Source organism: Limnohabitans sp. INBF003 (assembly GCF_055396645.1).
Genome location: NZ_AP029222.1, coordinates 1,255,655 through 1,276,239, shown reverse-complemented (window position 1 = coordinate 1,276,239; position 20,585 = coordinate 1,255,655). Strand labels below are relative to the sequence as shown.

The 20,585-nt window shown below is 56.6% G+C and carries 24 protein-coding genes; 18 read left to right on the top strand and 6 right to left on the bottom strand.

The genetic code is table 11. From position 1 onward, the window contains the following. Positions 1 to 11 precede the first annotated feature (11 nt). Both ACZ5VE_RS05830 and ACZ5VE_RS05825 read left to right on the top strand, forming a co-directional pair. Positions 12 to 458, top strand: a complete 447-nt coding sequence (locus ACZ5VE_RS05830) for a hypothetical protein (protein ID WP_464457082.1) — start codon at positions 12 to 14, stop codon at positions 456 to 458. Beyond that, positions 455 to 1,441, top strand: a complete 987-nt coding sequence (locus ACZ5VE_RS05825; RefSeq protein ID WP_464457081.1) for a hypothetical protein — start codon at positions 455 to 457, stop codon at positions 1,439 to 1,441. Before ACZ5VE_RS05830 ends, ACZ5VE_RS05825 begins: the two co-directional genes overlap by 4 nt. Before the next feature lie 115 nt (positions 1,442 to 1,556). Here the strand turns inward: ACZ5VE_RS05825 and ACZ5VE_RS05820 are convergent, their stop codons facing one another. Continuing rightward, on the bottom strand, positions 1,557 to 1,946 hold the full coding sequence (locus tag ACZ5VE_RS05820; RefSeq protein WP_464457080.1) for a surface-adhesin E family protein: 390 nt from the start codon (positions 1,944 to 1,946) through the stop codon (positions 1,557 to 1,559). A gap of 29 nt (positions 1,947 to 1,975) precedes the next feature. Continuing rightward, positions 1,976 to 2,749, bottom strand: coding sequence for a GNAT family N-acetyltransferase (locus ACZ5VE_RS05815; protein ID WP_464457079.1), 774 nt, complete (start codon positions 2,747 to 2,749; stop codon positions 1,976 to 1,978). Positions 2,750 to 3,188: 439 nt separating this feature from the next. Here ACZ5VE_RS05815 and motA point away from each other — a divergent pair, with 439 nt between their 5' ends. The 3 genes from motA to ACZ5VE_RS05800 all read left to right on the top strand — a co-directional run bounded on the left by motA (position 3,189) and on the right by ACZ5VE_RS05800 (position 5,625). After that, positions 3,189 to 4,052 carry a flagellar motor stator protein MotA gene (gene motA / locus ACZ5VE_RS05810; RefSeq protein WP_464457078.1) on the top strand — a complete coding sequence of 288 codons (864 nt, stop codon included), beginning with the start codon at positions 3,189 to 3,191 and terminating at the stop codon, positions 4,050 to 4,052. After that, complete coding sequence (locus ACZ5VE_RS05805; protein WP_464457077.1) at positions 4,052 to 5,038, top strand: flagellar motor protein MotB; 987 nt, start codon at positions 4,052 to 4,054, stop codon at positions 5,036 to 5,038. Before motA ends, ACZ5VE_RS05805 begins: the two co-directional genes overlap by 1 nt. Before the next feature lie 83 nt (positions 5,039 to 5,121). After that, the gene (locus ACZ5VE_RS05800; RefSeq protein ID WP_464457076.1) at positions 5,122 to 5,625 is read left to right on the top strand and encodes a hypothetical protein; all 504 of its coding nucleotides are present in this window, start codon (positions 5,122 to 5,124) and stop codon (positions 5,623 to 5,625) included. 56 nt (positions 5,626 to 5,681) lie between these two features. Here ACZ5VE_RS05800 and ACZ5VE_RS05795 read toward each other — a convergent pair whose 3' ends face one another. After that, positions 5,682 to 6,953: a sigma-54 interaction domain-containing protein gene (locus ACZ5VE_RS05795; RefSeq protein ID WP_464457075.1), complete on the bottom strand. Its 1,272-nt coding sequence runs from the start codon at positions 6,951 to 6,953 to the stop codon at positions 5,682 to 5,684. A 452-nt stretch (positions 6,954 to 7,405) separates the two neighbouring features. Between ACZ5VE_RS05795 and ACZ5VE_RS05790 the strand changes: the two genes are divergently transcribed. The 5 genes from ACZ5VE_RS05790 to ACZ5VE_RS05770 are packed head-to-tail and all read left to right on the top strand — an operon-like array spanning position 7,406 to position 11,113. Continuing rightward, positions 7,406 to 7,777 (top strand): LPP20 family lipoprotein, encoded by a 372-nt coding sequence (locus tag ACZ5VE_RS05790; RefSeq protein ID WP_464457074.1) that lies wholly within the window; start codon positions 7,406 to 7,408, stop codon positions 7,775 to 7,777. A 4-nt stretch (positions 7,778 to 7,781) separates the two neighbouring features. Beyond that, positions 7,782 to 9,059: a hypothetical protein gene (locus ACZ5VE_RS05785; RefSeq protein ID WP_464457073.1), complete on the top strand. Its 1,278-nt coding sequence runs from the start codon at positions 7,782 to 7,784 to the stop codon at positions 9,057 to 9,059. A 36-nt stretch (positions 9,060 to 9,095) separates the two neighbouring features. Then, the gene (locus tag ACZ5VE_RS05780; RefSeq protein ID WP_464457072.1) at positions 9,096 to 9,698 is read left to right on the top strand and encodes a hypothetical protein; all 603 of its coding nucleotides are present in this window, start codon (positions 9,096 to 9,098) and stop codon (positions 9,696 to 9,698) included. 21 nt (positions 9,699 to 9,719) lie between these two features. Beyond that, complete coding sequence (locus tag ACZ5VE_RS05775) at positions 9,720 to 10,835, top strand: hypothetical protein (protein WP_464457071.1); 1,116 nt, start codon at positions 9,720 to 9,722, stop codon at positions 10,833 to 10,835. Then, the gene (locus ACZ5VE_RS05770; protein WP_464457070.1) at positions 10,832 to 11,113 is read left to right on the top strand and encodes an EscU/YscU/HrcU family type III secretion system export apparatus switch protein; all 282 of its coding nucleotides are present in this window, start codon (positions 10,832 to 10,834) and stop codon (positions 11,111 to 11,113) included. The genes ACZ5VE_RS05775 and ACZ5VE_RS05770 overlap by 4 nt, the downstream gene beginning before the upstream one ends. 64 nt (positions 11,114 to 11,177) lie before the next feature. Here the strand turns inward: ACZ5VE_RS05770 and flgN are convergent, their stop codons facing one another. The 3 genes from flgN to flgA form a co-directional block, all read right to left on the bottom strand. Next, positions 11,178 to 11,567 carry a flagellar export chaperone FlgN gene (gene flgN / locus ACZ5VE_RS05765; protein WP_464457069.1) on the bottom strand — a complete coding sequence of 130 codons (390 nt, stop codon included), beginning with the start codon at positions 11,565 to 11,567 and terminating at the stop codon, positions 11,178 to 11,180. A 46-nt stretch (positions 11,568 to 11,613) separates the two neighbouring features. Beyond that, entirely contained in the window at positions 11,614 to 11,916 is a 303-nt protein-coding gene (gene flgM, locus ACZ5VE_RS05760; protein ID WP_464457068.1) for a flagellar biosynthesis anti-sigma factor FlgM, read from the bottom strand. A gap of 149 nt (positions 11,917 to 12,065) precedes the next feature. Continuing rightward, a complete protein-coding gene (flgA, locus tag ACZ5VE_RS05755) occupies positions 12,066 to 12,863 on the bottom strand; it encodes a flagellar basal body P-ring formation chaperone FlgA (RefSeq protein WP_464457067.1) in 798 nt (265 codons plus the stop codon). A gap of 308 nt (positions 12,864 to 13,171) precedes the next feature. Between flgA and ACZ5VE_RS05750 the strand changes: the two genes are divergently transcribed. The 8 genes from ACZ5VE_RS05750 (at position 13,172) to ACZ5VE_RS05715 (ending at position 20,569) form a co-directional block, all read left to right on the top strand. Then, entirely contained in the window at positions 13,172 to 14,095 is a 924-nt protein-coding gene (locus tag ACZ5VE_RS05750; protein ID WP_464457066.1) for a hypothetical protein, read from the top strand. 211 nt (positions 14,096 to 14,306) lie between these two features. After that, on the top strand, positions 14,307 to 14,696 hold the full coding sequence (flgB, locus tag ACZ5VE_RS05745; protein ID WP_464457065.1) for a flagellar basal body rod protein FlgB: 390 nt from the start codon (positions 14,307 to 14,309) through the stop codon (positions 14,694 to 14,696). A gap of 2 nt (positions 14,697 to 14,698) precedes the next feature. After that, positions 14,699 to 15,124, top strand: a complete 426-nt coding sequence (gene flgC, locus ACZ5VE_RS05740; protein WP_108426076.1) for a flagellar basal body rod protein FlgC — start codon at positions 14,699 to 14,701, stop codon at positions 15,122 to 15,124. Positions 15,125 to 15,138: 14 nt separating this feature from the next. Continuing rightward, entirely contained in the window at positions 15,139 to 15,831 is a 693-nt protein-coding gene (locus ACZ5VE_RS05735; RefSeq protein ID WP_464457064.1) for a flagellar hook assembly protein FlgD, read from the top strand. A 42-nt stretch (positions 15,832 to 15,873) separates the two neighbouring features. Further along, complete coding sequence (locus ACZ5VE_RS05730; RefSeq protein WP_464457063.1) at positions 15,874 to 18,204, top strand: flagellar hook-basal body complex protein; 2,331 nt, start codon at positions 15,874 to 15,876, stop codon at positions 18,202 to 18,204. Positions 18,205 to 18,244: 40 nt separating this feature from the next. Further along, positions 18,245 to 19,006 (top strand): flagellar basal body rod protein FlgF, encoded by a 762-nt coding sequence (locus ACZ5VE_RS05725; RefSeq protein WP_464457062.1) that lies wholly within the window; start codon positions 18,245 to 18,247, stop codon positions 19,004 to 19,006. Positions 19,007 to 19,032: 26 nt separating this feature from the next. Further along, the gene (gene flgG / locus ACZ5VE_RS05720) at positions 19,033 to 19,818 is read left to right on the top strand and encodes a flagellar basal-body rod protein FlgG (protein ID WP_464457061.1); all 786 of its coding nucleotides are present in this window, start codon (positions 19,033 to 19,035) and stop codon (positions 19,816 to 19,818) included. A gap of 10 nt (positions 19,819 to 19,828) precedes the next feature. Further along, positions 19,829 to 20,569: a flagellar basal body L-ring protein FlgH gene (locus ACZ5VE_RS05715; RefSeq protein WP_464457060.1), complete on the top strand. Its 741-nt coding sequence runs from the start codon at positions 19,829 to 19,831 to the stop codon at positions 20,567 to 20,569. Positions 20,570 to 20,585 lie beyond the last annotated feature (16 nt).

The window sequence follows — 20,585 nt, the reverse complement described above, 5'->3', positions numbered from 1 at the left end:
GGAACACCACCATGAAAAAAAATACCGTCATACGTAACGAAGCACCACATTCTGTCAAGGTGCAAGAAGGCTCCAATGTGGCCGAGCGCAAGGTCAAGAAGGCTGCTGCCGTCAAAGAACCCGAGGTCAAACCCGAGGCCATTGTGATGGTCAAAGCCTCGCCTGAAGTGACGCCCGTCCCCGTCAAGACCCCAAAACGCCCTCCCAACAAACCCCGCGCCAAAGTGCGCTTGAAACCCCAGGCACAAGCAGCAGCCACACCGGTTGCAACCAGCCCCCTTTCTTCATCTCAACTGGCTCCACCCGTGACACCGACTCCACTGGACGAAGCCGTACTTTGGGAACAAGACAGTCCTGTCAAAAGCCGTTTGGCTCAGCTCAGGACGCGCAATGCACTTCTGGATGAACAAATCCAAAGACTGAAAACCCCCTTTCAAGCCAGAGGAAAAAAGCCATGAGCGAGAAAACCTTTACACCCGCTGCTGAGCCGCAGGAACACCCACATGTCGAGCCCCACGAGGCCCCCGTGTCTTCGCCTGAAGCTGCGCCAGAAAAGCCGGCCACACCGACCGCAGTGACCCATGCGCCTGCGCCTGCCGCCACTGCAAGCACCCCAGCCAAACCGGTACATGTCGGCATAACGGTCGACCAACGTGCTTACCAACAATACCAGTCACTCGCACAAGTGGTCCTGGACTCGGCAGACTTGGCGACAAAATCGGCAGAGGCTGCCGCCACTGCAAGCAACCACCTGAGACAAACCACGGCAGACTTCAAAGACCTGACCGAGGCAGGTCATAAGAAAGCACGGCTTTTGGTGGCCATCACTGGCGGCATTTTGATCATCAGTCTGATCTTTTTCCTCATCATGGGCGTTCGGCTGGTCAGCCGGATTAACCAACTGGATGCCATGTTGATCGCTGTCGGCAAACGTGTGGTCGAACTCAACTCGGGCATGGAATCCCTCGAGGGTGTTAACCAAAGCGTGAAAGAACTCGCTGCCCAACAAGTGGCCTTGACGAAATCGCAAGGTCAAATCGAAGGCCGGATTGATGCATCGCTTAAGCAATCAGAAAGCCTGGTACAAAAGGTCCCGGGTGAAACCGCAAAGCAAGTTGCCGCCAGCAGCGACTCGGTCATTCGACAGGTTCAAGGCATTAACGCCAAACTGCAAACACAGGCCACTGCCGTCCAGTCTTTGGGCAATGAGGTGAAATCCCTGAAAACAGCGGTGGGCAATGTGGACGGTCTCAAGCGGGATGTCGAGGCCTTAGTGACCTTGCAAAAAGAACGCTATCTGGAGACGGTACAAAAGAACAATGCCAACACCTCTCGAGAGCGGGCAGTCCAGTTTCCACGGTACACGGCGCCCAAACCCGGCGAAACCAACGCAGGGGCTCCGGCACAGGGCACGGCCGGCGTACCTGCAGCCAAGCCCTGAGAAACAAGCCATGCCCATCGCTTGACAGCATGCCCTGCCAAGCGGTGCAGCTACACCCCTCAGGCAAGCTGAGCGGTAGACATCAATCGTCAGGACAGTATTGCCGGTCTTCGCGTTACTGCACGCAAACAGCAATGTAGGTCAGCACGAACACGCCATTCGGCGGGATTTTTCTCCAGTTTCCCATCTCGTCGACAGTGGCCAGTTTTTGCCCCGTCATTTTCGGCCCGGCGTAGCTGGTCATCTGGCCGATGCGGTGCATTTTGTAATTGCAATCGTACTCATTCAGATAGCGCCTTGACATCACGCCATCGCCATCTGGCGACTTGAGGTCTTGCATTTCCCAAACACGTCGAACGGTGTCCTCTTTCTCAATCGAGTTCCGATTGACATAAAGCGTCACCTCTGGCGTTTCACCAATCCGGGTCCAGGCGAAGGCCTCCAGAGGAGCAACGCTGCTGATCAACAACAAACAACTCAACCCACGCCGAACAATTTGTCGCATTGGAAGCCCCGGAAAAGTCATGATTTTTCTTAAAAATAAGTGCCGGCAAGGGTCACCACACGACCACCCGTGCCCAATTTAAAACGCGAAATCCCGGGCAAATCGTGGGTATTGACCCCTCCCAAATCCAGGACCTCAATGCCCAGATCTTGCAAGTACGCCATCGCTTTCCACATCAGCGCGTTGTGGGCATTCAGCTGGCGCCCCTCTTCGTTCGACCAGCCCATATGGTAACTGGCGACACGGCCATGGATCAGAAACAACATGGCCGCAATCGTGTTTTTACCCAGTTCGGCGTAAGCCACAACAAAAGCACGCCGATGGTCCGTGGTCGCGGCAATATAAGCCTGCACAAACGACGTAGGCAAGCCATGAAATTTTTTCGCCTCGCGCTGGTCGAGTTCTTTGCCCAGCAACCATTCACATCGCTTCAAGCTCGGCTGAATCTGGATCCTGATTTTTTCGTTCAACAAGGCCTTGGTCAACCTGTTGCGCCATTTGCCATCCAAAGCCAACTTCAAAGTCGCCAAAGGGGCTGTCAAATCCAGCAACACGGTCGAATAGCCGCTCATGACGCGGGACATGCCTTGAAATTCGGCAGAATCCACCTGAGCCGACGTGCGGTCGGGAGAAAAAAGAACCACCTTCAACCGACGCAAGGGCATCGACTGACGCAACAGGCGATAAATCGTGCGGCGTTGGGCAGGACTGACATCGGGATGCCAAACAGGACCACGTGTGCAGGAAGCCAACGAGATATACCCCGCAATGCGCTTGCACATGAACTGCGCGACGGCCAGCAATTGCCCGTCTTGCCAAACCATCGCACGGTGCACCACAACGCTCAATGAGGCCAATGCATCACCATAAGCCCACGCTTGCTGCAAAGCGCCGTGCTGGGCGGCATGAAACTCCTCCCAAGCCACCTGGGGTAAATCAGTCCAACTCACTTTCATATTGTCATAATAGGTAAATTTTTTAAATTCAACTCAAGATACCCCATTTCATACCGATGAATACAGGTGTAAATGGAAAAGACTGATCATGCCATCTCCTAAAGATCAGACCATCCTCGGCCATGACATTCCCAAAGCCCGCTTGACGGCTTCTGGCTGGGCATGTGGTGCACTGTATTTGGGTCTGCCCATCCTCGTGTTGGGCAATTTGATGGACTTTGTTTTTCAATGGACACTGGGTTGGTGCATCGGTATTTGGTGCATTGTCTAGCTTTAAAGGGCCACCATGTTTTTCTTTGTCGGGTTAGCGGTTGTTTTTGTTGCTGTGTTCGGTGGTTACGTCTTTGCCGGCGGAAAGATGGCCCCCATCATCAAGGCTGCGCCTTTTGAGTTCATCATCATTGCCGGATCAGCCATTGGCGCGTCTTTGGTCGCCAACAGTTTTCCGGTGTTCAAGGCGGCCATGGGTGGCATCGGCCAATGCATCAAGGGCCCCAAGTGGCATCAGGCTGATTATCTGGCCCTGATGCTGCTGATCGGCAAACTGCAAACCGTGATGAAAAAAGAAGGCGTTGTGGCCTTGGAATCGCACGTTGAAAACCCTGACTCCAGCCCGATTTTTGGTGAATTCCCCAAACTGGCCAAAGACCATTCCATCGTCCAGATGATTTGTGATCCTTTGCGTCTGATGGTGATCTCTCAAGGCAATCTGGACGCGGACGCTTTGGATGATCTGATGAAAAAAGCCATCAAGGTTCACCACCACGAAGCCTTGCTGGCTCCAGCCGCTTTGGCCGGTATTGCCGGCGGCTTGCCTGCGCTGGGTATTGTGGCCTGCGTGCTGGGTGTGGTGAAGACCATGGGCGCGATTGACCAACCACCGCCCGTGCTGGGCGCGCTGATCGGCTCCGCCCTTGTCGGCACCTTGATGGGCGTGTTTTTGGCTTACGGTATGTTTGAACCCTTTTCTGGACGGTTGACCCAGATCATCAATGAAGATGCACAAGCGTTTGACGTGATCCGGGAAATGATCGTCTGCAACCTCAAAGGACATCCACAGCCCCTGATCATTGAATCGGCCAGGGCCTGCATTGCACACCACAGCCAACCCAGCTTCTCTGAGGTCTTTGACGGCATGCGAGGCTCCTGATGGCAGAGGCCGACAAACCCGCAGCAGGAACGCCCGAAGAGGTTGCGGCAGCAGAAGCCGCCGCTGCCGCAGAAGCGTTGCGGCCCATCATCGTCATCAAAAAAATCATTGCAGACGATGGCCATGCGGGAGCGCACGGTGGTGCCTGGAAGATTGCTCTGGCCGACATGATGACGGCCATGATGGCGTTTTTCTTGTTGATGTGGCTCTTGGGAGCCAGCAACGAAGACAAGCGCAAAAGCGTGGCCGACTACTTCAGGCCCGCCTCCCACAGTCAGATTGCTTTCGGCGAATTAGCAGGCTCCAACGGTCTATTTGGTGGTCAATCCATCATCGACACCGATGGTTTTCCCTTCACGGCCAAACAGACCGCTATGCTGGAACGCCTGACGCCTCAGGCCCAAGGTGGCCCCGCTGAAAGTTTTGGATCCTCCAAGGAGGAGAACAACAAAGACGGCCCCTCCGAACAAGATCCCGGCAAAGAAAGCGGTACGGGCACACCTGCTCAAAAGCAGGACAAGGAAAACTTCGACAAGCTTGAAAAAGACATCAAGCAAAAATTGTCGGAAAGCAAGCAATTCGAAAAGGTCAAGGACCAAGTCAGCATCACCCGTGACAAAGAAGGCCTGCGCATCGAAGTGATCGACAAAGCCGATTTCGCCATGTATGGCTCGGGTGGCGCAGAAATGGGGGCCAAAGCAGCCGCATTGATGTCCGAAGTGACCAAATCACTCAAGCCCCTGCCCAACAAATTGGCCATTCGGGGACACACCGACAGCATGGGCTTTCCACCCGAGAGCATGCGTAACAATTGGTCTTTATCGACCGAACGGGCGGATGCGACCCGCCAATTCATGCAAAGCCAAGGCATCAGCGCCAACCGGTTTTCGCGCATTGAAGGGGTGGCAGATACCAACCCCAATGTACCGGGCAACCCTGCAGATCCCCGGAATCGGCGCGTCAGCATCACCGTGCTCAACCAGTAAGCGCAGGACCACAGTCCGCATGCGTTACGCTATATGATCACCGGCCATTCACAGCCACCAACTGCTCAGCGAGAGGCTCATTCATGTTGAAGAATACGATCATCGGTATAGCGATAGGCATGTTGGTGATGGCCGGCGTCTGGGGATTGGTGCATGTATTGTCCGATGAAGGCAGTCCGGTCGCAGAACTCGCCAACGAGGGCAAATTGCCCGGCGGCAACAAAGGGGTGATGGATCTGATCTGTGAGCTGCAGCTCGATCTGGATGGCCAGTTGGCACTGGGGATCAAGGACAATGAGCCCAACCGAATCACCATGGCCCAAATTGATTTTGAGAAAAACTCCGGCTGGTACCAAGGAAAGATTGCCATTTCCGAGAGCCGGGCTGGCACCCTTCATTTGATGGGCACGCGATTGCAGGTCAATCGCCCTGCCATGTTTCAGCGTTTTGGCGTGATGATCACCGGTGAAGATTTTGAAGTGGACCGCAAAACAGGCAGTTTTGTGCAATCACTCAGCCTGAAAGATGGCAGGACGGTCAAACTGATCAAGGGCACTTGTGCCAAGGTGATCAAGCCGCCCTTTTAACCCCGCAGGGTTTCAGGCCGCCGCGTGCAGCGCTGGTGAACACGGCCACAAAACCGTCAGCCCGCCCCGCGCAGCTCGTACTTGTTGATTTTTTCGATCAACGTCGTTCTCTGCAGTTGAAGCAACTTGGCTGTCTGTGAGACATTGCCTTGCGTCCTGGCCAAGGCCTGTTCAATCAGGCTGCGTTCAACCTCTACCAGATGCTGCTTGAGCGACATCCCTTCTGGCGGCAAGGTCTGAATACCCTGAGCCAGCAAAATCGCCTGCTCCACCTCGTTGATCTCATCGTTCGATGCCGACAAAGGCGCCGGACTGAATGCCCTCACAGGCAGATTGAACGAGCCGCCAGGGCTTGACAACAAATGGGCCATGGCATCGTCACCACGGTCAAATGACGATGCTGTTTGAGGCGGCCAAACCGAAGCGCCCGATGGCTCTGCATCCACAAAAGCTGTCGCAACTTGGGAAACCACCACCAACGGGTCCAGCTGAGGCTGCACCGATGCGGGCATGGCTGTACCGTGCTGTGCCAGCCACTCGGACTGCAAAGCGACCAAGCCCTGAGGCATCATGCAAGCAGGCACCGTATGCACATGCAAGACTTGTGAAGGGTACAAGGTAGAAAAGCGGTCCACCAGATTGGACAACTCGCGCACGTTGCCAGGCCAGGCGTAGGCCTGCATGAGTTGCATCATTTCTGCCGAAAAGTGGATGGCTTTGACACTTGGCAAAGCATGCTTTCCCGCATAAAAATTCAGCAGGCTGGCAATGTCCGCCGGGCGTTCACGCAGTGGCGTGGTAGTCACTGGCAACACATTGATTCGGTAATACAAGTCTTCTCTGAAACGCCCGGCCTGCACTTCTGCCTCCAGGTTTTTATGGGTAGCCGCCACCACGCGCACATCAATAGGCACTTCTCTGGAGGCCCCGACAGGCAAAATGCAACGCTCTTGCAGCACACGCAACAATTTGACTTGCATGTCCATCGGTAAATCACCGATTTCGTCCAGAAACAGCGTTCCGCCATGCGCCAATTCAAAGCGCCCCAGTCGGTCTGCCACCGCCCCCGTGAAACTGCCCTTTCGGTGCCCAAAAAGCTCACTCTCGATCAACTCACGAGGAATGGCCCCGCAATTGATGGGAACAAAAGGGCCCGAGGCACGCGGCCCCTGCATGTGCAGCGCCTGAGCCACCAATTCTTTGCCGGTACCACTTTCTCCTGTGATGAGCGCAGTCGAAGAAGACGCAGACAAGGTCTTGATCAATTCGCGCAAAAAAACAGTCGCCTGGCTTTCGCCAATGATGTTGGGTTTGGTGTTGGACTTCATTCGCAAATGGCCAAGGTGTGGTCGATCAACGGAACATGCAGCACATCGATCATTGAAATCTGTCCGATTGAAATTAATGTAAATATGATTTTTAACGTTTATATATGACAACCACCATTTTTAGCAAGGAAAAACGACAACTTTAGAGGACAAATCGTTAATAATAATAATATTGTTGGGATTTTCACAATCAGCGCCCCCATCAGAAACTGGAAGGACGGCCACCACGGCTCTCAAGACTGAGACGCTGGTGCCGATACTCCCATCAAGACAAATCAACCTTGCCGACCACTTCAGATCGTGATCAAGGTTGTCTATGGAGTTTAAAGATGACCTTCAATCGATCGGTAGCCGCAACGCTGCTCAGCCTTTTTGCCCTGGCAGGATGTGAAACCACGCTCTTGAATGGGATGCACACCAGCAGCCAAGCTGGGCCTGCTGCCTCTGCCTCCATGATCACCCCCTTGGTCGAAAAGCGTGAAACATTGGTGGCCACAGGTTATGCCGTCATCAGTGTTCAGAACCACAAAAATCCTGCACAACAACGCCTTCTGGCCATTCGGGCATCCAAACTGGACGCCTACAGGTCACTCACCGAGCAAGTTTATGGACAGCAACTGGACGCCACAACGACCGTGGCAGACATGACCGTGATGAGCGACACCTTCAGAGCCAAGGTCGAAGGTGTGATTTACGGGGCCGTGCTGGTCAGCATCGCCCCTGCAGGTGAAGACACCTACGAAACCACCTTGTCTCTGGACCAACACGTTGTGCGTGACCTGCGCAGCCTGTACCTGAGTCAACTGGCTGCGCGTCGGCGGTAACACGATGTTCATGCACGCAGCGTCACCCATGGCACCCAGCCGGACCAGCAAGGGCTTGCTGCGCCTGCGCTGGCACGTCGGCGTTGCGTTTGTTTTTTTCGCCTCGACCAGCGCAATGTCGCAAAACGTCAGGTTTCCTGGCACGGACAGTCACACCAACTCGATTCCGGCAAGCCCTGCAGCGATGGGCGCGCCCACTCAAACAGAGACCCGACCTGCGCGCACACCAACGCACAAGCAATACGAAACCCAGTTGAGTGCGATTCGTCAAGCCATTCTGGAAGCGACCATTGAGCGGCCCACCCGGGTGCTCAGCAGTGCATGGATCGATGACAAAGGTGCGCTGCATGAAAGCGCCCATTTTCATTCCGAAGCGCAAGTGCGCGGTGTGCGCGTGCTGTCGTACCTGGAAGATGAAAAGGACGCCCCCCCTCAAGTAAGTGCAGAGGTTTTGCCTTGGGGTTGGCGCGCTGCTCAGTCCAAAACAGGCACCTGCACGCCGCCGCCGCGTCAGTGGCGCTTGCCCTTGGTTCTTCAGATCCGCACGGAATCGGGTTTTACAGGCCCGCAGAGCTTTGCGAGTCAGTCCTTGTTAAACACTGTGCGCCAAGTTTGGACGAAGAAGATGCAGGACTCGCAACGCTGGCGCCCACAGTTCAAAGAGTCTCCTCCAGAGAGTGCCTACATGAGGGCTCTGACAGGCCCCGGCGAAGGCTCAACCGGTTGGGCTGCTGAGTTGGTGCTCAAGCCACATGCGCCCACTGCGTCTTTTGGTTGGCGCCAAGCCTGGAACGACTGGAACAAGGACGAGACCAACTGGCGATGGACCTTGAGCTTCACCCTCGGTGAGCGCAACACACCTTCGGGCCTGATCGAGCCGCAATGGCAAACCGAGCAAGTGATCACCGTGGACCCCCAGCTCATCAGCAGGAATCCCTCGGCCTGGATGCAAGATCTGAAAGAACAACTGCACAAACAAATGCAAGCTTGGGTACAACAACTGGACAAGCGCTCTGAATGTGAACCTGTTCAGTTTCATGTGCGTCGCAACGCCCAAGAAGTCCTGCAACTTCAAGCGGGCTTTGAAAGTGGCTTGCGTGCTGGTGATCGTGTCCTGCTGATGAACCCAAGCCACATCCCCAGCCAGATGCTGGAGCCTGGCGCGACCCAGCATCTGGCCTTGGCACAAGTGGTCAAAGTGGGCCCAGATCGCATCGAGCTGCAACAGCTGGCAGGTCCGGCATTGGCCGCTCAAGGCCACTGGATGGCCTTGCCCCTCTGATCCGGCATGACACCCTGCCTCATCCACGAGCCCAACATGACCGCCCTGTCCCACCCTCGCCACAACAGCCCTGTACTGCAGCCATGCACGCATTGGATTGACGATGTCATCACTCGGCTGGCATCCACCCGGCGCATCTTCATGCTCATGGCTTGCCTGATTTTCGGGATGGTCGCGGTGGTCACCTCGCCGCCTGTCAACGCGGCCGAAACATCCGCTGCTGCGGCCGCCGCCCTCAAAATTTTGACCATGCCCTTGGCTGAAACCGATGCTGCCCCCAGCCAACAGCCCCCCTCAAAAGACCATGCCAGTCCATTGCCCCACCGCAACAGCATCACGGTCCAAAAGGGGGAAAGCATTGATGCCGTGATTCGACGCGGTATGCCTGGGCTGCCCTTGAAAGAAGACTTCATGCGTCAGGCTTTGGCCAATGCCAACCCGAGCATCTTCCCCAAAGGTCGAACCTACCCTGTTCGACCCGGCACGGTATTGACGCTGCCTTCGCACGAAACTTTGCGCCAGATGATGCTGTCGAACTACCCGAATGCTGCCGCCCTCTTCCAGATACCGGCAAACGAAGCCGCCACACCCGAAGTTCCGCCAGGCCCGGACAAACGCCGCTGGGTGCGCTTTCCTTGATTCGGGAATAGGCAGTCTCACATGATCACAGGGGCCGAAACGGCTCACCTCACGCCTAAAACGCCCACCATTTATCTGGAAGGCAAGTTGCCTCTTGTCATTGAGCGCAGTGCAGCAGAACTGGGGTTGAGCGATGGACAAGTGATTCAAGCCGCCGTAGAGGCCAAACGCGATGCCGCACTGCGTCTGAACCTGCAAGGCCCTTTGCAAGGAAAGTTCATTGATCTGCCCAAAGATCTTCCGGCGGGCTTGCGACTGGCCTCGGGGGACACCGCACTGTTCAGGGTTCAGGTCCTGGCCAATGGCACCATCATGCTTCGCCCCCTGCAAGCGGCCCCCCCAACGGCCCTTGTTGATGCTGAGGCAATACCTGCATCGCTACCTGGGCGTACGCAACAATTGGGTTTTCGCCCCCCAGACATGCAAGCCTTGGCGCAGTTGCTCAGACCAGGCGTACTCGACAACATGCTCCAAGGCTTGAGTGCCTCGGCACCCGAATTGGGAGCCCTTCAGCAATGGTTGCGAGCGCGAACGGGAATGGCACAACTCACGCCTGAAAAATTGCAGCGGGCCATGCAACGCAGTGGTTTCATGACAGAGAATCTGCTCTCTCAAGGACAAGGTGCGGGTCTGATTGACCTCAAAAGCGTTCTGCGACAGCTGCTGCGCAGCGGTACGACATCAGACAGCGAAAGCCTTATTGGCGACAGCCTAGACGACATTGAATCGCACCAATTGATGGCCCACGACACATTGAATGGGCGTGAATGGGTGTTCTCCATGATGCTGCCGTTTGCCGATGCCGAACCGGTGGCCATGCGTTTTGCGCGCAGCAAGCACCAGCCGGGACAAGACAAGCCGCCACTGGTCATTCACCTGCACACCCGCAACCGGGATCTGGGCGAGGTCTGGTTGCAAACGCGCATCAGTGACCAGACCAACGTTGACATGGTGATGTGGGCCCTGCGCGAAGATGTGGTCCTGCGGGCTCAAGCACTGGCCTCCAATCTGGCGCAAGAACTGGACAGTGCAGACCTCAACATGACCCGACTGCAAATCATTCACGGCGCAGGGCCACAAGACCCCATGCCCTATGCCACGCCGCAAATGGGCAGTCTGCTGGACGTTCACACATGAAAACACCACTCAAAGAAGCGGTTGCTCTGGAATACGGGGCTCGGAAAACGCCAGTCATCAGCGCCAGAGGGCAAGACGAGCTGGCTCAAAAAATCGTCGAAGAAGCCCAACGGCATGGTATTTACGTGGCGGAAGACCCACAACTGCTGGCCTTGCTCAGCCGGGTAGATCTGGACGCCGAAATACCGCCTGAAATGTACACAGCGGTAGCGGTCATTTTGTCCTGGGTTTACTGGCTCAAAGGCATGCGCCCTGGCGATGAGAAAAAAACGGTGTAAATCGGGAGGCAACCGGATGCAGAAAATCTGCCTGCATCAACACCCGCAAAGGCGGACCGATTCGTCAGGCCAACTGGTAGCCCCAAGCACCTTGACGCCGGGCAATCTGACCCATGCGATCGTACAAATCAACGCCAGGTCCGGATTCACCCTGCAAAGCCTGCAAAGTGCCTTTGACCGCCTGCAACTGACGCTGCAACAGCTGAATATTGCGCAAGTGGTCTTGTTTGCTTTGCTGCAAGCTCTCTTGCAGCTGTTGCCAGACAACGGGCGCGGTCGTCTGGATCGCCGCCCATTGCGCCAAAGATGCCAGATTGTGCAAAACCTGGTTTTTCTCTTCCTGTATTGCTTCAAAAGCCGATAAGTCACGGGTCTTCAAAGCGTCGAATTCCAGGCTCAAAATCTCTGCCAGGCGTGCTGCGTCGTCAGGTGCCGCCAACAAGGCAGCATCCATGGACGGGGATTCGGCAGTGAGTCTGGCAACTTCGCTCATACGCTGATCAGCCTTTGATCATTTTTTCAATGGCCACAAAGTTCTCTGCAATACGGCGGGAATCCAGCGGATATTGCCCCTGTTGAATGGCCGTCTTGATGGCCTCCACCTTGGCACGGTCGAATTCGGGCTCTTGCATGGCTTGACGAGCGACTTCGCTGAGCTGCAATTCGTCGGTAGCCGGTGCAACAGATCGCCCCGTCGCCTCGGTAGAAGACGCAAAACTGCGTGGCTCACCCTTGGCAACCACCTGTCGGCTGGCAGATTCTATTTGGGCCTTGCGGCCGAAATGAGAGATGGGATCGGTCATGATGATTCTCTTTTCTGGTCTCTGGACATCGAGCTGAGACCCTGCTCGAATACTGAATCGGCATGAGATTCTAGAACTTGAGCAAAATAAATCATTTTTTTGCTCCTTCACAATGCAAAAAGGCTTCCTATCCCTAAGCGGTGGAGACATTACAAACCGATGACTTGATTGGGGCCTTGCACTCGACCGCTCAATTCTCTTCCGGAATCCCGGTTCTTGAGCTTGATCTGCTCCCCAAACCGCCCGTCTTGCATGGCCTCTACACGGGCAGAAATCTGAAACCCTTGAGGCTGGCCAACCGACAACAAGACCATTTGACCTCTTTTGACCAACACTGTCGGCCTGATGTCTTGGCTTCGCAGCGGTGTACCCGGTCGCACATCACGAACCACTTCGGCATGCATGACCTCCGAAGCTTGCTCCAGAACATTCATTGGGACACCTACAGTATCGACTTGAACACGCTGAACATGAGTCTCATTGAGCGTCATTCCTCGCTGCAGCGGCACATTCGCCACCAAAACCCAGCGTTTGTCCGATGCAGGCAACTTGTCTGTTTTGGCTTGAACGGGCGATTCGGGGGGGGCTCCAGACACACTCACACGGACATACAGCTGCCAAACAGGCTGACTACAACGCACCCGCACAGACTCCGTACTTGAAAAAGGCTGGTCCATGACCAGCGACTTATCGCAATTGCGAACCTTCAAGCGGGCATCCAGAGGGGCCAAAACAACCTGTTCTGCCGTCACTTTCTTGGATTGTGCCACCCAGTTTTTGACTGCCGCATGCAAAGTGTCCTGTGGAGAACCTGACGGTGCCAGTGGTTTGGACGCGCTTGCGGCATGGCTTGTGACGCTGAACAAGCACACAACAAAACCCAGTAAAAGCCCACGGGCAATCAACTGATCCAGCAGTCGGCACAGCATTTGCTTGGCTTGTTTCATATGTGTAGAAGTTTTGACAGTGGGGTTGACTTCCACTAAGCAAAGCAAAAATGAGACCAGCCTGACCCACCACCTTGCCCCGCATGCAATCGACGTCACTTCCCACACCCTCTCCAAGCCCTGGCCTTATGCCATCGGCTGCGACACCCGGGATGCCACCTGCGGCAGGGAGCAGTGCAGCCAGCACGGGCGCAAGCAAGGCATTTCAGCAAGCCTGGGCAGAAGCCAGGCTGTCAGGAAACACGATTCAAGTTGAAAGCGGCGACACCCTGATTGGTTTGGTGAAGGCACATTACAGGCAAAACGGCATGGCCGTTTCAGAAAATCAGGCCTATCTGCTGGCGCACCAAATCGCCAGGGAAAATCAAATCGCCAACCCTGACTTGATCGTGCCAGGTCAGCAAATCGACTTTTCCGCGTTGAATTTACCGCCATTGGCACGCGCAACCGGGACGGGACCCCTGGAAATCAGTGCCAGCGCCCAACGGCAGGCTGTCAACCAACTCAACACGAGTGCAGCGCCTGCTCCTGCTGCCGAGATGCTGGCCCAGCGGCGCACGCTAGCAGCACCACGCGCCACAGACCTGACGCAGGCTTTGAGCCATGACACCAACTCACAACACCCCGTACTGGATCGAACGCTCGCACGTGCAGCAAACAAAGGCTTTGTCCCCTCAGAACAACTGCAGGAGGTGAGGCAAAAAATCCTGGCACTGGCGCAACGCTACAACTTTGCCCCGGATGACTTTGCGCGACTGAGCCTCATGGAAAGCGGGGGCATGAACCCTCAGGCCACCAATGGCAGTTGCCACGGGATCATCCAGTTTTGTGACGGCCCGAACAGAGGTGCGGCAGTGGTGGGAATGAAAAACAATCCCCGAGCGATCTTGGGCATGGGTTTGCTGCAACAACTCGATTTGGTGGATAAATACTTTGCTCAGTCTGGATTGAATACCAACGGTCCCAAGCTTGGGCTGGACGATCTGTACCTGACCATATTGACCCCGGCGGCGCGACGTGAAACGCGCCCCGATGCGCCGCTGCCCATTGCCGGGCCTCAAGCCCGTGCTTTGCATGTCGGCAATGACACGCGAGGTCCAATCACCCGCAACTCCATCTTGTCGGGCCTGCATGCATTGACCAACACCCTGCTGGAGCCCGGCACGTCCAAAGCCGCAGGCAGCCGCTGGTATGCCAACGTGGACAAGAGCACATCCAGCACGCTGCGCTGAAAACGGCAAGCCTTTGCCGCCAACAACGAAAAATTGCCGCCGGCCTGCGGCAAGAACCTCAAGTACGCCCGGATCCCACCTCAAAAGGTGACAGAAAAACTTGGCACAGCTTTTGCAGGTATCGACACGAGGCCGCTCAACTTGAGTGGAGAACGTCAAAAGATCGACGGCCCGTGAACATCGAATCCAAGTCAGTAGCCCAGGAGTCCAGATGAATTTGTTGAACCAAGCACTTGGCGTGCACGAACAAGCTTTGCAAGTCAAAAGCCGCCGCCTGGAAGTGTTGGCGCAAAACATTGCCAACGCGGACACCCCGCACTACAAGGCGCGTGACATCGATTTCAAGGCCGTGATGAGCGCAGCCCAGCAACAAGACACGGCCATGACGGCCACCAACGCCGGACATTTTGGCGCAGGCGAAGGCATGGGCCACGATGGCATGCGCTACCGCACCCCTTTCAACACCTCGTTTGACGGCAACACCGTTGAAATGAGCGTTGAACAAGCCCAGTACGGCAAAGCCGCCGCCGAGTACCAGGCCACCTTGCAGTTTTTGGAAAACCGGGTCAGCAGCGTGCGCAAAGCCCTGCGAGGAGATTGAGCATGAGCATGGACAACATTTTCGGCATTGCCGGCACCGCGCTGAATGCGCAGCTGACCCGCATGAACGCCACCGCCTCCAACCTGGCCAACGCAGGCACCGTCGCGGGCACAGAAAAAGACGCCTTTCGGGCCAAACGCCCCGTCTTCAAAGCACTGGTTGACGAGCAAATGACCAATGCGGGTGCCGCCTATGTGGGCGGCGTGAAGATCGATCGCATGGCCGATGACGCCGCTCCCCCACGGCGCGTGTCCGACCCCAAGAATCCCCTGGCCGACAAAGACGGTTATGTGTACCAGTCCAACGTGAGCGAAGTCACCGAAATGGTGGAAATGATGGCCGCCGCCCGTTCTTACCAAAACAACGTGGAAGTGATCAACACGGCGCGTCAACTGATGATGCGCACGCTGGACATCACCAAAGCCTGATCCGAAAGCACCCCATGGCCACAGACACCGTCAGCTCGTCCAGCCTGCTCAAAAACGTCACGCGCTACGAAGACGTGAAAAACCAGGGCAAATCCAAAACCAGCGAGGAAATGGGCAAACAGGACTTCCTGACCTTGTTCACCGCCCAGCTGCAAAACCAGAACCCTTTGGAGCCCGTCAAGAACGAAGCCTTCGTGGCCCAGTTGGCCCAGTTCTCGCAACTCGAAGCCCTCACCAACATGCAGACCTCGCTGGACACTTTCGTGACGGCCATGTCGGGTGAACGCATGCTCAACGGTGCCTCGCTCATCGGCAAGAAAGTGGCCATCAGCGATTCGCTGACCCAGTTGACCCAAGGCGGCACCATCGACGCCAGCATCGATTTGCCGGAAGGCGCTGCGGGCATCCAAATCAATGTGCACGACGCCAGAGGAAATCTGGTTCAAGAGCTCGTTGCCGGGCCTCAAATGCCGGGCACCACACCGGTTCAATGGGATGGCAAAGACGCCATGGGCAACCCTGCCCCGGCGGGCTTGTACCGCCTGACAGCGCAAGCCGTGGTGAATGGCAACACCAGCAAAGTTGCGGTCAATGCACTGTCCACCGTCAAGTCCATCGTGACCAATCCGTCAGACGGCAGCGTCAGCGTCGAAGTCGATGGCGGCAAGACCGTTTTGCTCACCGACGTCAAACGCGTGGGTCTCTGACCTGCACCCACCTTCCCCCCGGATTCACAGGAGCCATCCAGCATGTCGTTCTACACCTCGCTCACCGGACTGAACTCTGCCACCGCGCAGCTGGCCGTCACATCCAACAACATCGCCAACGTGGGCACCTCGGGCTTCAAGCGCTCGCGGGCTGACTTTGGCGACATCTTCTCCACGTCGCCTCTGCAAAAGTCGTCCAGCAACATCGGTCAGGGCGTCTCGCTCAAGCAAGTGAGCCAGGAATTCAGCCAGGGCAACATCTCCACTTCGGGCAACTCGCTCGACTTGGCCATCACCGGCGATGGTTTCTTCCCGCTCAAAACACCGGATGGTCTGCAAGACATTTACACCCGCAACGGCTCCTTCACCCTGAACGACCAGAACAACGTGGTCAACTCCACAGGGCAGCGTTTGATGGCAGCGTCAGTCGACTCTTCCGGCAAGGCCGATTTGACCGACCTCAACGCCTTGACCATCCCGCCAAAGACCTCGGGGGAAGCGGTTGAAACCACAAAGATCCAGTTGGGCCTGAACCTGCCCGCCGACTCCGCTGTGATCACGGCAGACTTTGACCGCAGCAACCCCAGCACCTACAACAAAAGCACGGCTTTGACGGTGTACGACAGCGGTGGTAACGGTTACCTGGCCACGGTTTACTACGCCAAAACCCAAAACGCCAGCCAGGATCAAACGCCCCCCAGCTCCAAATGGCAGACCTACTTTTTTGTGGGCGACACCCAGGTCAAACCTGCGCTGCAGCAAGCGACCGACAAAGTGGGGGGAGCATTGTTTGTCAACAAATATGGTGATGTGCTGCCCAAGAGCGACCCTCGTGTGGTCCCCAGCTCTGGCACCACCGAAATGTATTCGCTGGACCAATTGACCGACGTTCGCCGGTCTTCGCCTGCTTCAGCCATTGGCAGCGCCCTGACATCGGCCGGTTTCACCAACGGTGCATTGGTCAACGCCGTCAGCGGTACTTTGAGTTTCAACATCAAAGTGGATGCTGCCGCGGCCGCTACACCCATCACTTACACCATGAAAGCCGGTGACCAAGATCCCGAAGTGCTGGCACGCAACGTTGAAGTCGCCATCAACAACGCTCTGGGCTCACTGGCCGAAACACCGGCAACATCAAGCACGCCCGCCATCAAAAATGCCCGCTTCGGCATTTCTGTTGCTTTTGACCCTGACACCGCCAGGTTCTCCATCGCCTCGGGCACCACTGGCGACGGCTCCAGCATTGAAGTCACCACCACAGACGCCAACGCCATCCGAGTGATGGGTTTGACAGGCACAGGCCTGAAGGTCGATGCATCGACCAATGAAGCTTTGCGCGGCAAGCCCAGCGAACCCGCAGTTTTGCGCGGCGAGAGCATGACCATCAATACCACCAAGAGCATCAGCACAACATCGGCCAACAAGGACTTCTTTGTCTCTGTCGACGGTTATGCCTTCAAGGTCGAACTCTCTTTCCCCACCACTTACACCAACATTGACAGTTTTGCCAAGGCCTTGCAAGACAACATCAACGGCAAGATCGACCCATCCACGAACCGCATCGTCTCGGGTGTCACGGTCAACTTCGACGCCAAATCAAAACAGTTTGTCTTCACAACAGGCACAACCGGAGAGAACTCTGCCATCCAGATCACCGGCTCTGCCGACTGGGGATTGGCCAACACCGAAATGCAATTTGGCTCCACCAGTGAATGGAAAAAATTGACCCAATTCACTGAAAACGGGGCATTGCAGTTTGTCAAGAACGGTATTCAAACAGAAGACGCGACAGGTCTGTCTACCCAAACCGAATGGTGGCCTGTTTACCTCGACCGCGGCGAGCTGAGCTTCGATCTCACGGGTAAACCCATCTCGCCATTGACCGACATGCCCTTTGAAACAGCCTTCCTCGCGGGTGGTAAAGGTGCCTTGACGATGTCGATCGACTTCACCAAATCCACCCAATACTCCAGTGCTTTCGCGGTGCTCTCGCAGTCTCAGGACGGCGCTCCCGAGGGTGAATTGATGGGTTTGAACATCGGCGTCGACGGTCTGGTCAATGCCACCTACTCCAACGGCTCACAAGTCTCGCTGGGCAAGATCGTGCTGGCCAATTTCTCCAGCCCTTCCGGTCTGCGTCAGGTCGGTGATGCCAGTTACTTGTCATCAGCCACATCCGGCGTCGCCAAGATCGGTGAAGCCGGTTCTGCCGGTTTCGGATCGATCCGCGCCGGTGCCACCGAGCGTGCCAACGTGGACTTGACGCAAGAACTGGTGGACCTGATCACCGCCCAGCGGAACTTCCAGGCCAACGCCAAAGCGATCGAGACCAGCAGCACGATGACCAGCGCCATCATCAACATCCGTTCTTGATGCCCTGAACACACCCGTCTGAACCTCTGAGAAAAACACCATGGACCGCCTTGTCTTCACATCCAATGCCACCATCAAGGAGCAGGCCACGGCCCGCCAGGTGCTGGTCAATGAACTGGCCAACGTGTCCACGATCGGATTCAAAAGCAGCTACGACGTGGCCCTGCAATCCATCAAAGTGGAAGGTCCGGGTTTTGACTCTCGCTTCCAGGCGCAGGCCGTGGCCCGCGATTTGATCCGTCTCGAACCGGGCTCCATCATGGCCACAGGTCGCCCCATGGACATGGCTCTGGCCGACAAAGCCGTGCTGGCCGTGCAAGCACCCAACGGCGAGCTGGCTTTCACACGCCGCGGCGACCTGAAAATCAATGCCCAGGGTCAACTCGAAAACGGCTCGGGCCATCTCGTCATGGGCCAAGGTGGCCCCATTGCAGTCCCCCCCGGCATGATGGTCTCCATCAATCCTGACGGTTCGCTCTATGCCAAAGATCCGGCACAAACAGGTGCAGCCCCTTCCGTATTCATCGACCAATTGCGCCTGCGCGATGCCACCGATGTGAAGCTCGGACGCCGCCAGGACGGTTTGTTCAAAGTGGATGGCCAAGCCGATGGTGCCGATATCCCGGTCGGCAACGCAGTACCCCGCGTGATCCCGCAGGCGCTGGAGGGCAGCAACGTCAGCGCCATCGAGGCGATGACGCGGCTGATCGACCAATCGCGCAGCTTCGAAACCCAAATTCGCATCATCAAGGAAACCAAAACGCTCGACGAATCGGGTGCTTCCATGATGAAAACCGCCTAAACACTGACCACTGACAGGAGCCCCCCATGGATGCATCAATGTGGATTGCCAAAACCGGCCTGGACGCGCAGCAAACACGCATGTCGGTCATCTCCAACAACTTGGCCAACGTCAACACCACCGGTTTCAAACGCGACCGGGCCTCGTTCGAAGACATGCTCTACCAAAACCTGCGCCAGCCTGGCGCCCAGGTTGGTGCCGATGCGCAAGCGCCTACAGGCCTGATGCTGGGCACGGGTGTGCGCATTGTGTCGACCGAAAAAACCCACAGCCAAGGCAGCTTGGTCACCACCAAAAACGCACTGGATCTGGCTGTGCAAGGCGAGGGGTTTTTCCAGATCACCCAATCCGATGGCACCATCGCCTACACCCGCGATGGTGGCTTCAAACTCTCGGCCACCGGTCAATTGGTCACGGCCAACGGCGCACCACTGCTGCCGGCCATCACCATTCCCCCCAACGTGGCCAGCATCACCGTCGGCCAGGACGGCACCGTTTCGGTGGAAGCCGCTGCAGGCGGTGGCAGCCAGGTGATCGGCCAAATCCAGATCGCCCGCTTTGCCAACCCCGCCGGCCTGCAATCCATTGGCCAAAACCTGATGAAGGAAACCACCGCCAGCGGTGCCCCCCAAGTGGGTCAGCCCGGGGTGGCCGGTGTGGGTCAAATCATGCAAGGTGCCCTGGAGGCGTCCAACGTGAACGTGGTGGAAGAGATGGTCAACATGATCGAAACCCAACGCGCCTACGAAATCAACTCCAAAGCCATCTCGGCCGTGGACGGCATGCTGCGCTTCCTGAACAACAACATGTAAGCCGCGCACCATGAACAAAACACTGTCCCTGTCCTGCGCGTTCGGCGTCGCCACGGTGCTCGGCTTGAGCGGCTGCGCTTCGCCCAATGCGCCCATGGCCCATTCCCCCCAATTCGCCCCGGTGCTGCCGGTCGCTGTCGAAAAACCCAAAATGGCCACAGGTGCCATCTACAACGGCCGTCAAAGCGACAACTGGTTTGGCCGCGTACGCGCCTACAACGTGGGCGATGTCATCACCGTGTTGCTCAATGAATCCACACAGGCTGGCCGCACCCAAAGCGGTAGCGTCAAACGTGCCGCCAAGAACGACATCATCCCCTCGGTGTCCAGTGCCCCCGATGGTTTGAACGCACGGGCTCAGCGTATGCGTTTACCTACCAAAATTTTGGGCACCCGCCTGGACGGCATCATGGGCGGCGTGGACTTGAGCAAAGCCAACATCGAAAGTGTGGGGGGCGGTGAGGCCGACCAAAAAGCCAGTCTGATCGGCGACGTCTCCGTGACCGTGGTGGATGTGCTGGCCAACGGCAACCTGATGGTGCGTGGCGAAAAACAACTGGCCCTGACCGAAGGTGCCGAAATCATCCAGGTCAGCGGCATCATCCGCCCCGAAGACATTTCGCCCAACAACACCGTGCAGTCGCGCCGCCTGGCCAATGCCCAGATCGCCTACCGCGGCACGGGTGACATGGCCAACGCGGCCAAAGCCGGCTGGGGCACCAACGCCCTGATGAAGTTCTGGCCTTTCTAAACCACAGGCACGCGGG

Bases quoted from the DNA above. Each gene is read 5' to 3' on its own strand.
- ACZ5VE_RS05830 (WP_464457082.1), top strand. From the start codon at position 12: ATGAAAAAAAATACCGTCATACGTAACGAAGCACCACATTCTGTCAAG.
- ACZ5VE_RS05825 (WP_464457081.1), top strand. From the start codon at position 455: ATGAGCGAGAAAACCTTTACACCCGCTGCTGAGCCGCAGGAACACCCA.
- ACZ5VE_RS05820 (WP_464457080.1), bottom strand. From the start codon at position 1,946: ATGCGACAAATTGTTCGGCGTGGGTTGAGTTGTTTGTTGTTGATCAGC.
- motA (WP_464457078.1), top strand. From the start codon at position 3,189: ATGTTTTTCTTTGTCGGGTTAGCGGTTGTTTTTGTTGCTGTGTTCGGT.
- ACZ5VE_RS05805 (WP_464457077.1), top strand. From the start codon at position 4,052: ATGGCAGAGGCCGACAAACCCGCAGCAGGAACGCCCGAAGAGGTTGCG.
- ACZ5VE_RS05800 (WP_464457076.1), top strand. From the start codon at position 5,122: ATGTTGAAGAATACGATCATCGGTATAGCGATAGGCATGTTGGTGATG.
- ACZ5VE_RS05795 (WP_464457075.1), bottom strand. From the start codon at position 6,953: ATGAAGTCCAACACCAAACCCAACATCATTGGCGAAAGCCAGGCGACT.
- ACZ5VE_RS05790 (WP_464457074.1), top strand. From the start codon at position 7,406: ATGATCACCCCCTTGGTCGAAAAGCGTGAAACATTGGTGGCCACAGGT.
- ACZ5VE_RS05785 (WP_464457073.1), top strand. From the start codon at position 7,782: ATGTTCATGCACGCAGCGTCACCCATGGCACCCAGCCGGACCAGCAAG.
- ACZ5VE_RS05780 (WP_464457072.1), top strand. From the start codon at position 9,096: ATGACCGCCCTGTCCCACCCTCGCCACAACAGCCCTGTACTGCAGCCA.
- ACZ5VE_RS05775 (WP_464457071.1), top strand. From the start codon at position 9,720: ATGATCACAGGGGCCGAAACGGCTCACCTCACGCCTAAAACGCCCACC.
- ACZ5VE_RS05770 (WP_464457070.1), top strand. From the start codon at position 10,832: ATGAAAACACCACTCAAAGAAGCGGTTGCTCTGGAATACGGGGCTCGG.
- flgN (WP_464457069.1), bottom strand. From the start codon at position 11,567: ATGGATGCTGCCTTGTTGGCGGCACCTGACGACGCAGCACGCCTGGCA.
- flgM (WP_464457068.1), bottom strand. From the start codon at position 11,916: ATGACCGATCCCATCTCTCATTTCGGCCGCAAGGCCCAAATAGAATCT.
- flgA (WP_464457067.1), bottom strand. From the start codon at position 12,863: ATGAAACAAGCCAAGCAAATGCTGTGCCGACTGCTGGATCAGTTGATT.
- ACZ5VE_RS05750 (WP_464457066.1), top strand. From the start codon at position 13,172: ATGGCCGTTTCAGAAAATCAGGCCTATCTGCTGGCGCACCAAATCGCC.
- flgB (WP_464457065.1), top strand. From the start codon at position 14,307: ATGAATTTGTTGAACCAAGCACTTGGCGTGCACGAACAAGCTTTGCAA.
- flgC (WP_108426076.1), top strand. From the start codon at position 14,699: ATGAGCATGGACAACATTTTCGGCATTGCCGGCACCGCGCTGAATGCG.
- ACZ5VE_RS05735 (WP_464457064.1), top strand. From the start codon at position 15,139: ATGGCCACAGACACCGTCAGCTCGTCCAGCCTGCTCAAAAACGTCACG.
- ACZ5VE_RS05730 (WP_464457063.1), top strand. From the start codon at position 15,874: ATGTCGTTCTACACCTCGCTCACCGGACTGAACTCTGCCACCGCGCAG.
- ACZ5VE_RS05725 (WP_464457062.1), top strand. From the start codon at position 18,245: ATGGACCGCCTTGTCTTCACATCCAATGCCACCATCAAGGAGCAGGCC.
- flgG (WP_464457061.1), top strand. From the start codon at position 19,033: ATGGATGCATCAATGTGGATTGCCAAAACCGGCCTGGACGCGCAGCAA.
- ACZ5VE_RS05715 (WP_464457060.1), top strand. From the start codon at position 19,829: ATGAACAAAACACTGTCCCTGTCCTGCGCGTTCGGCGTCGCCACGGTG.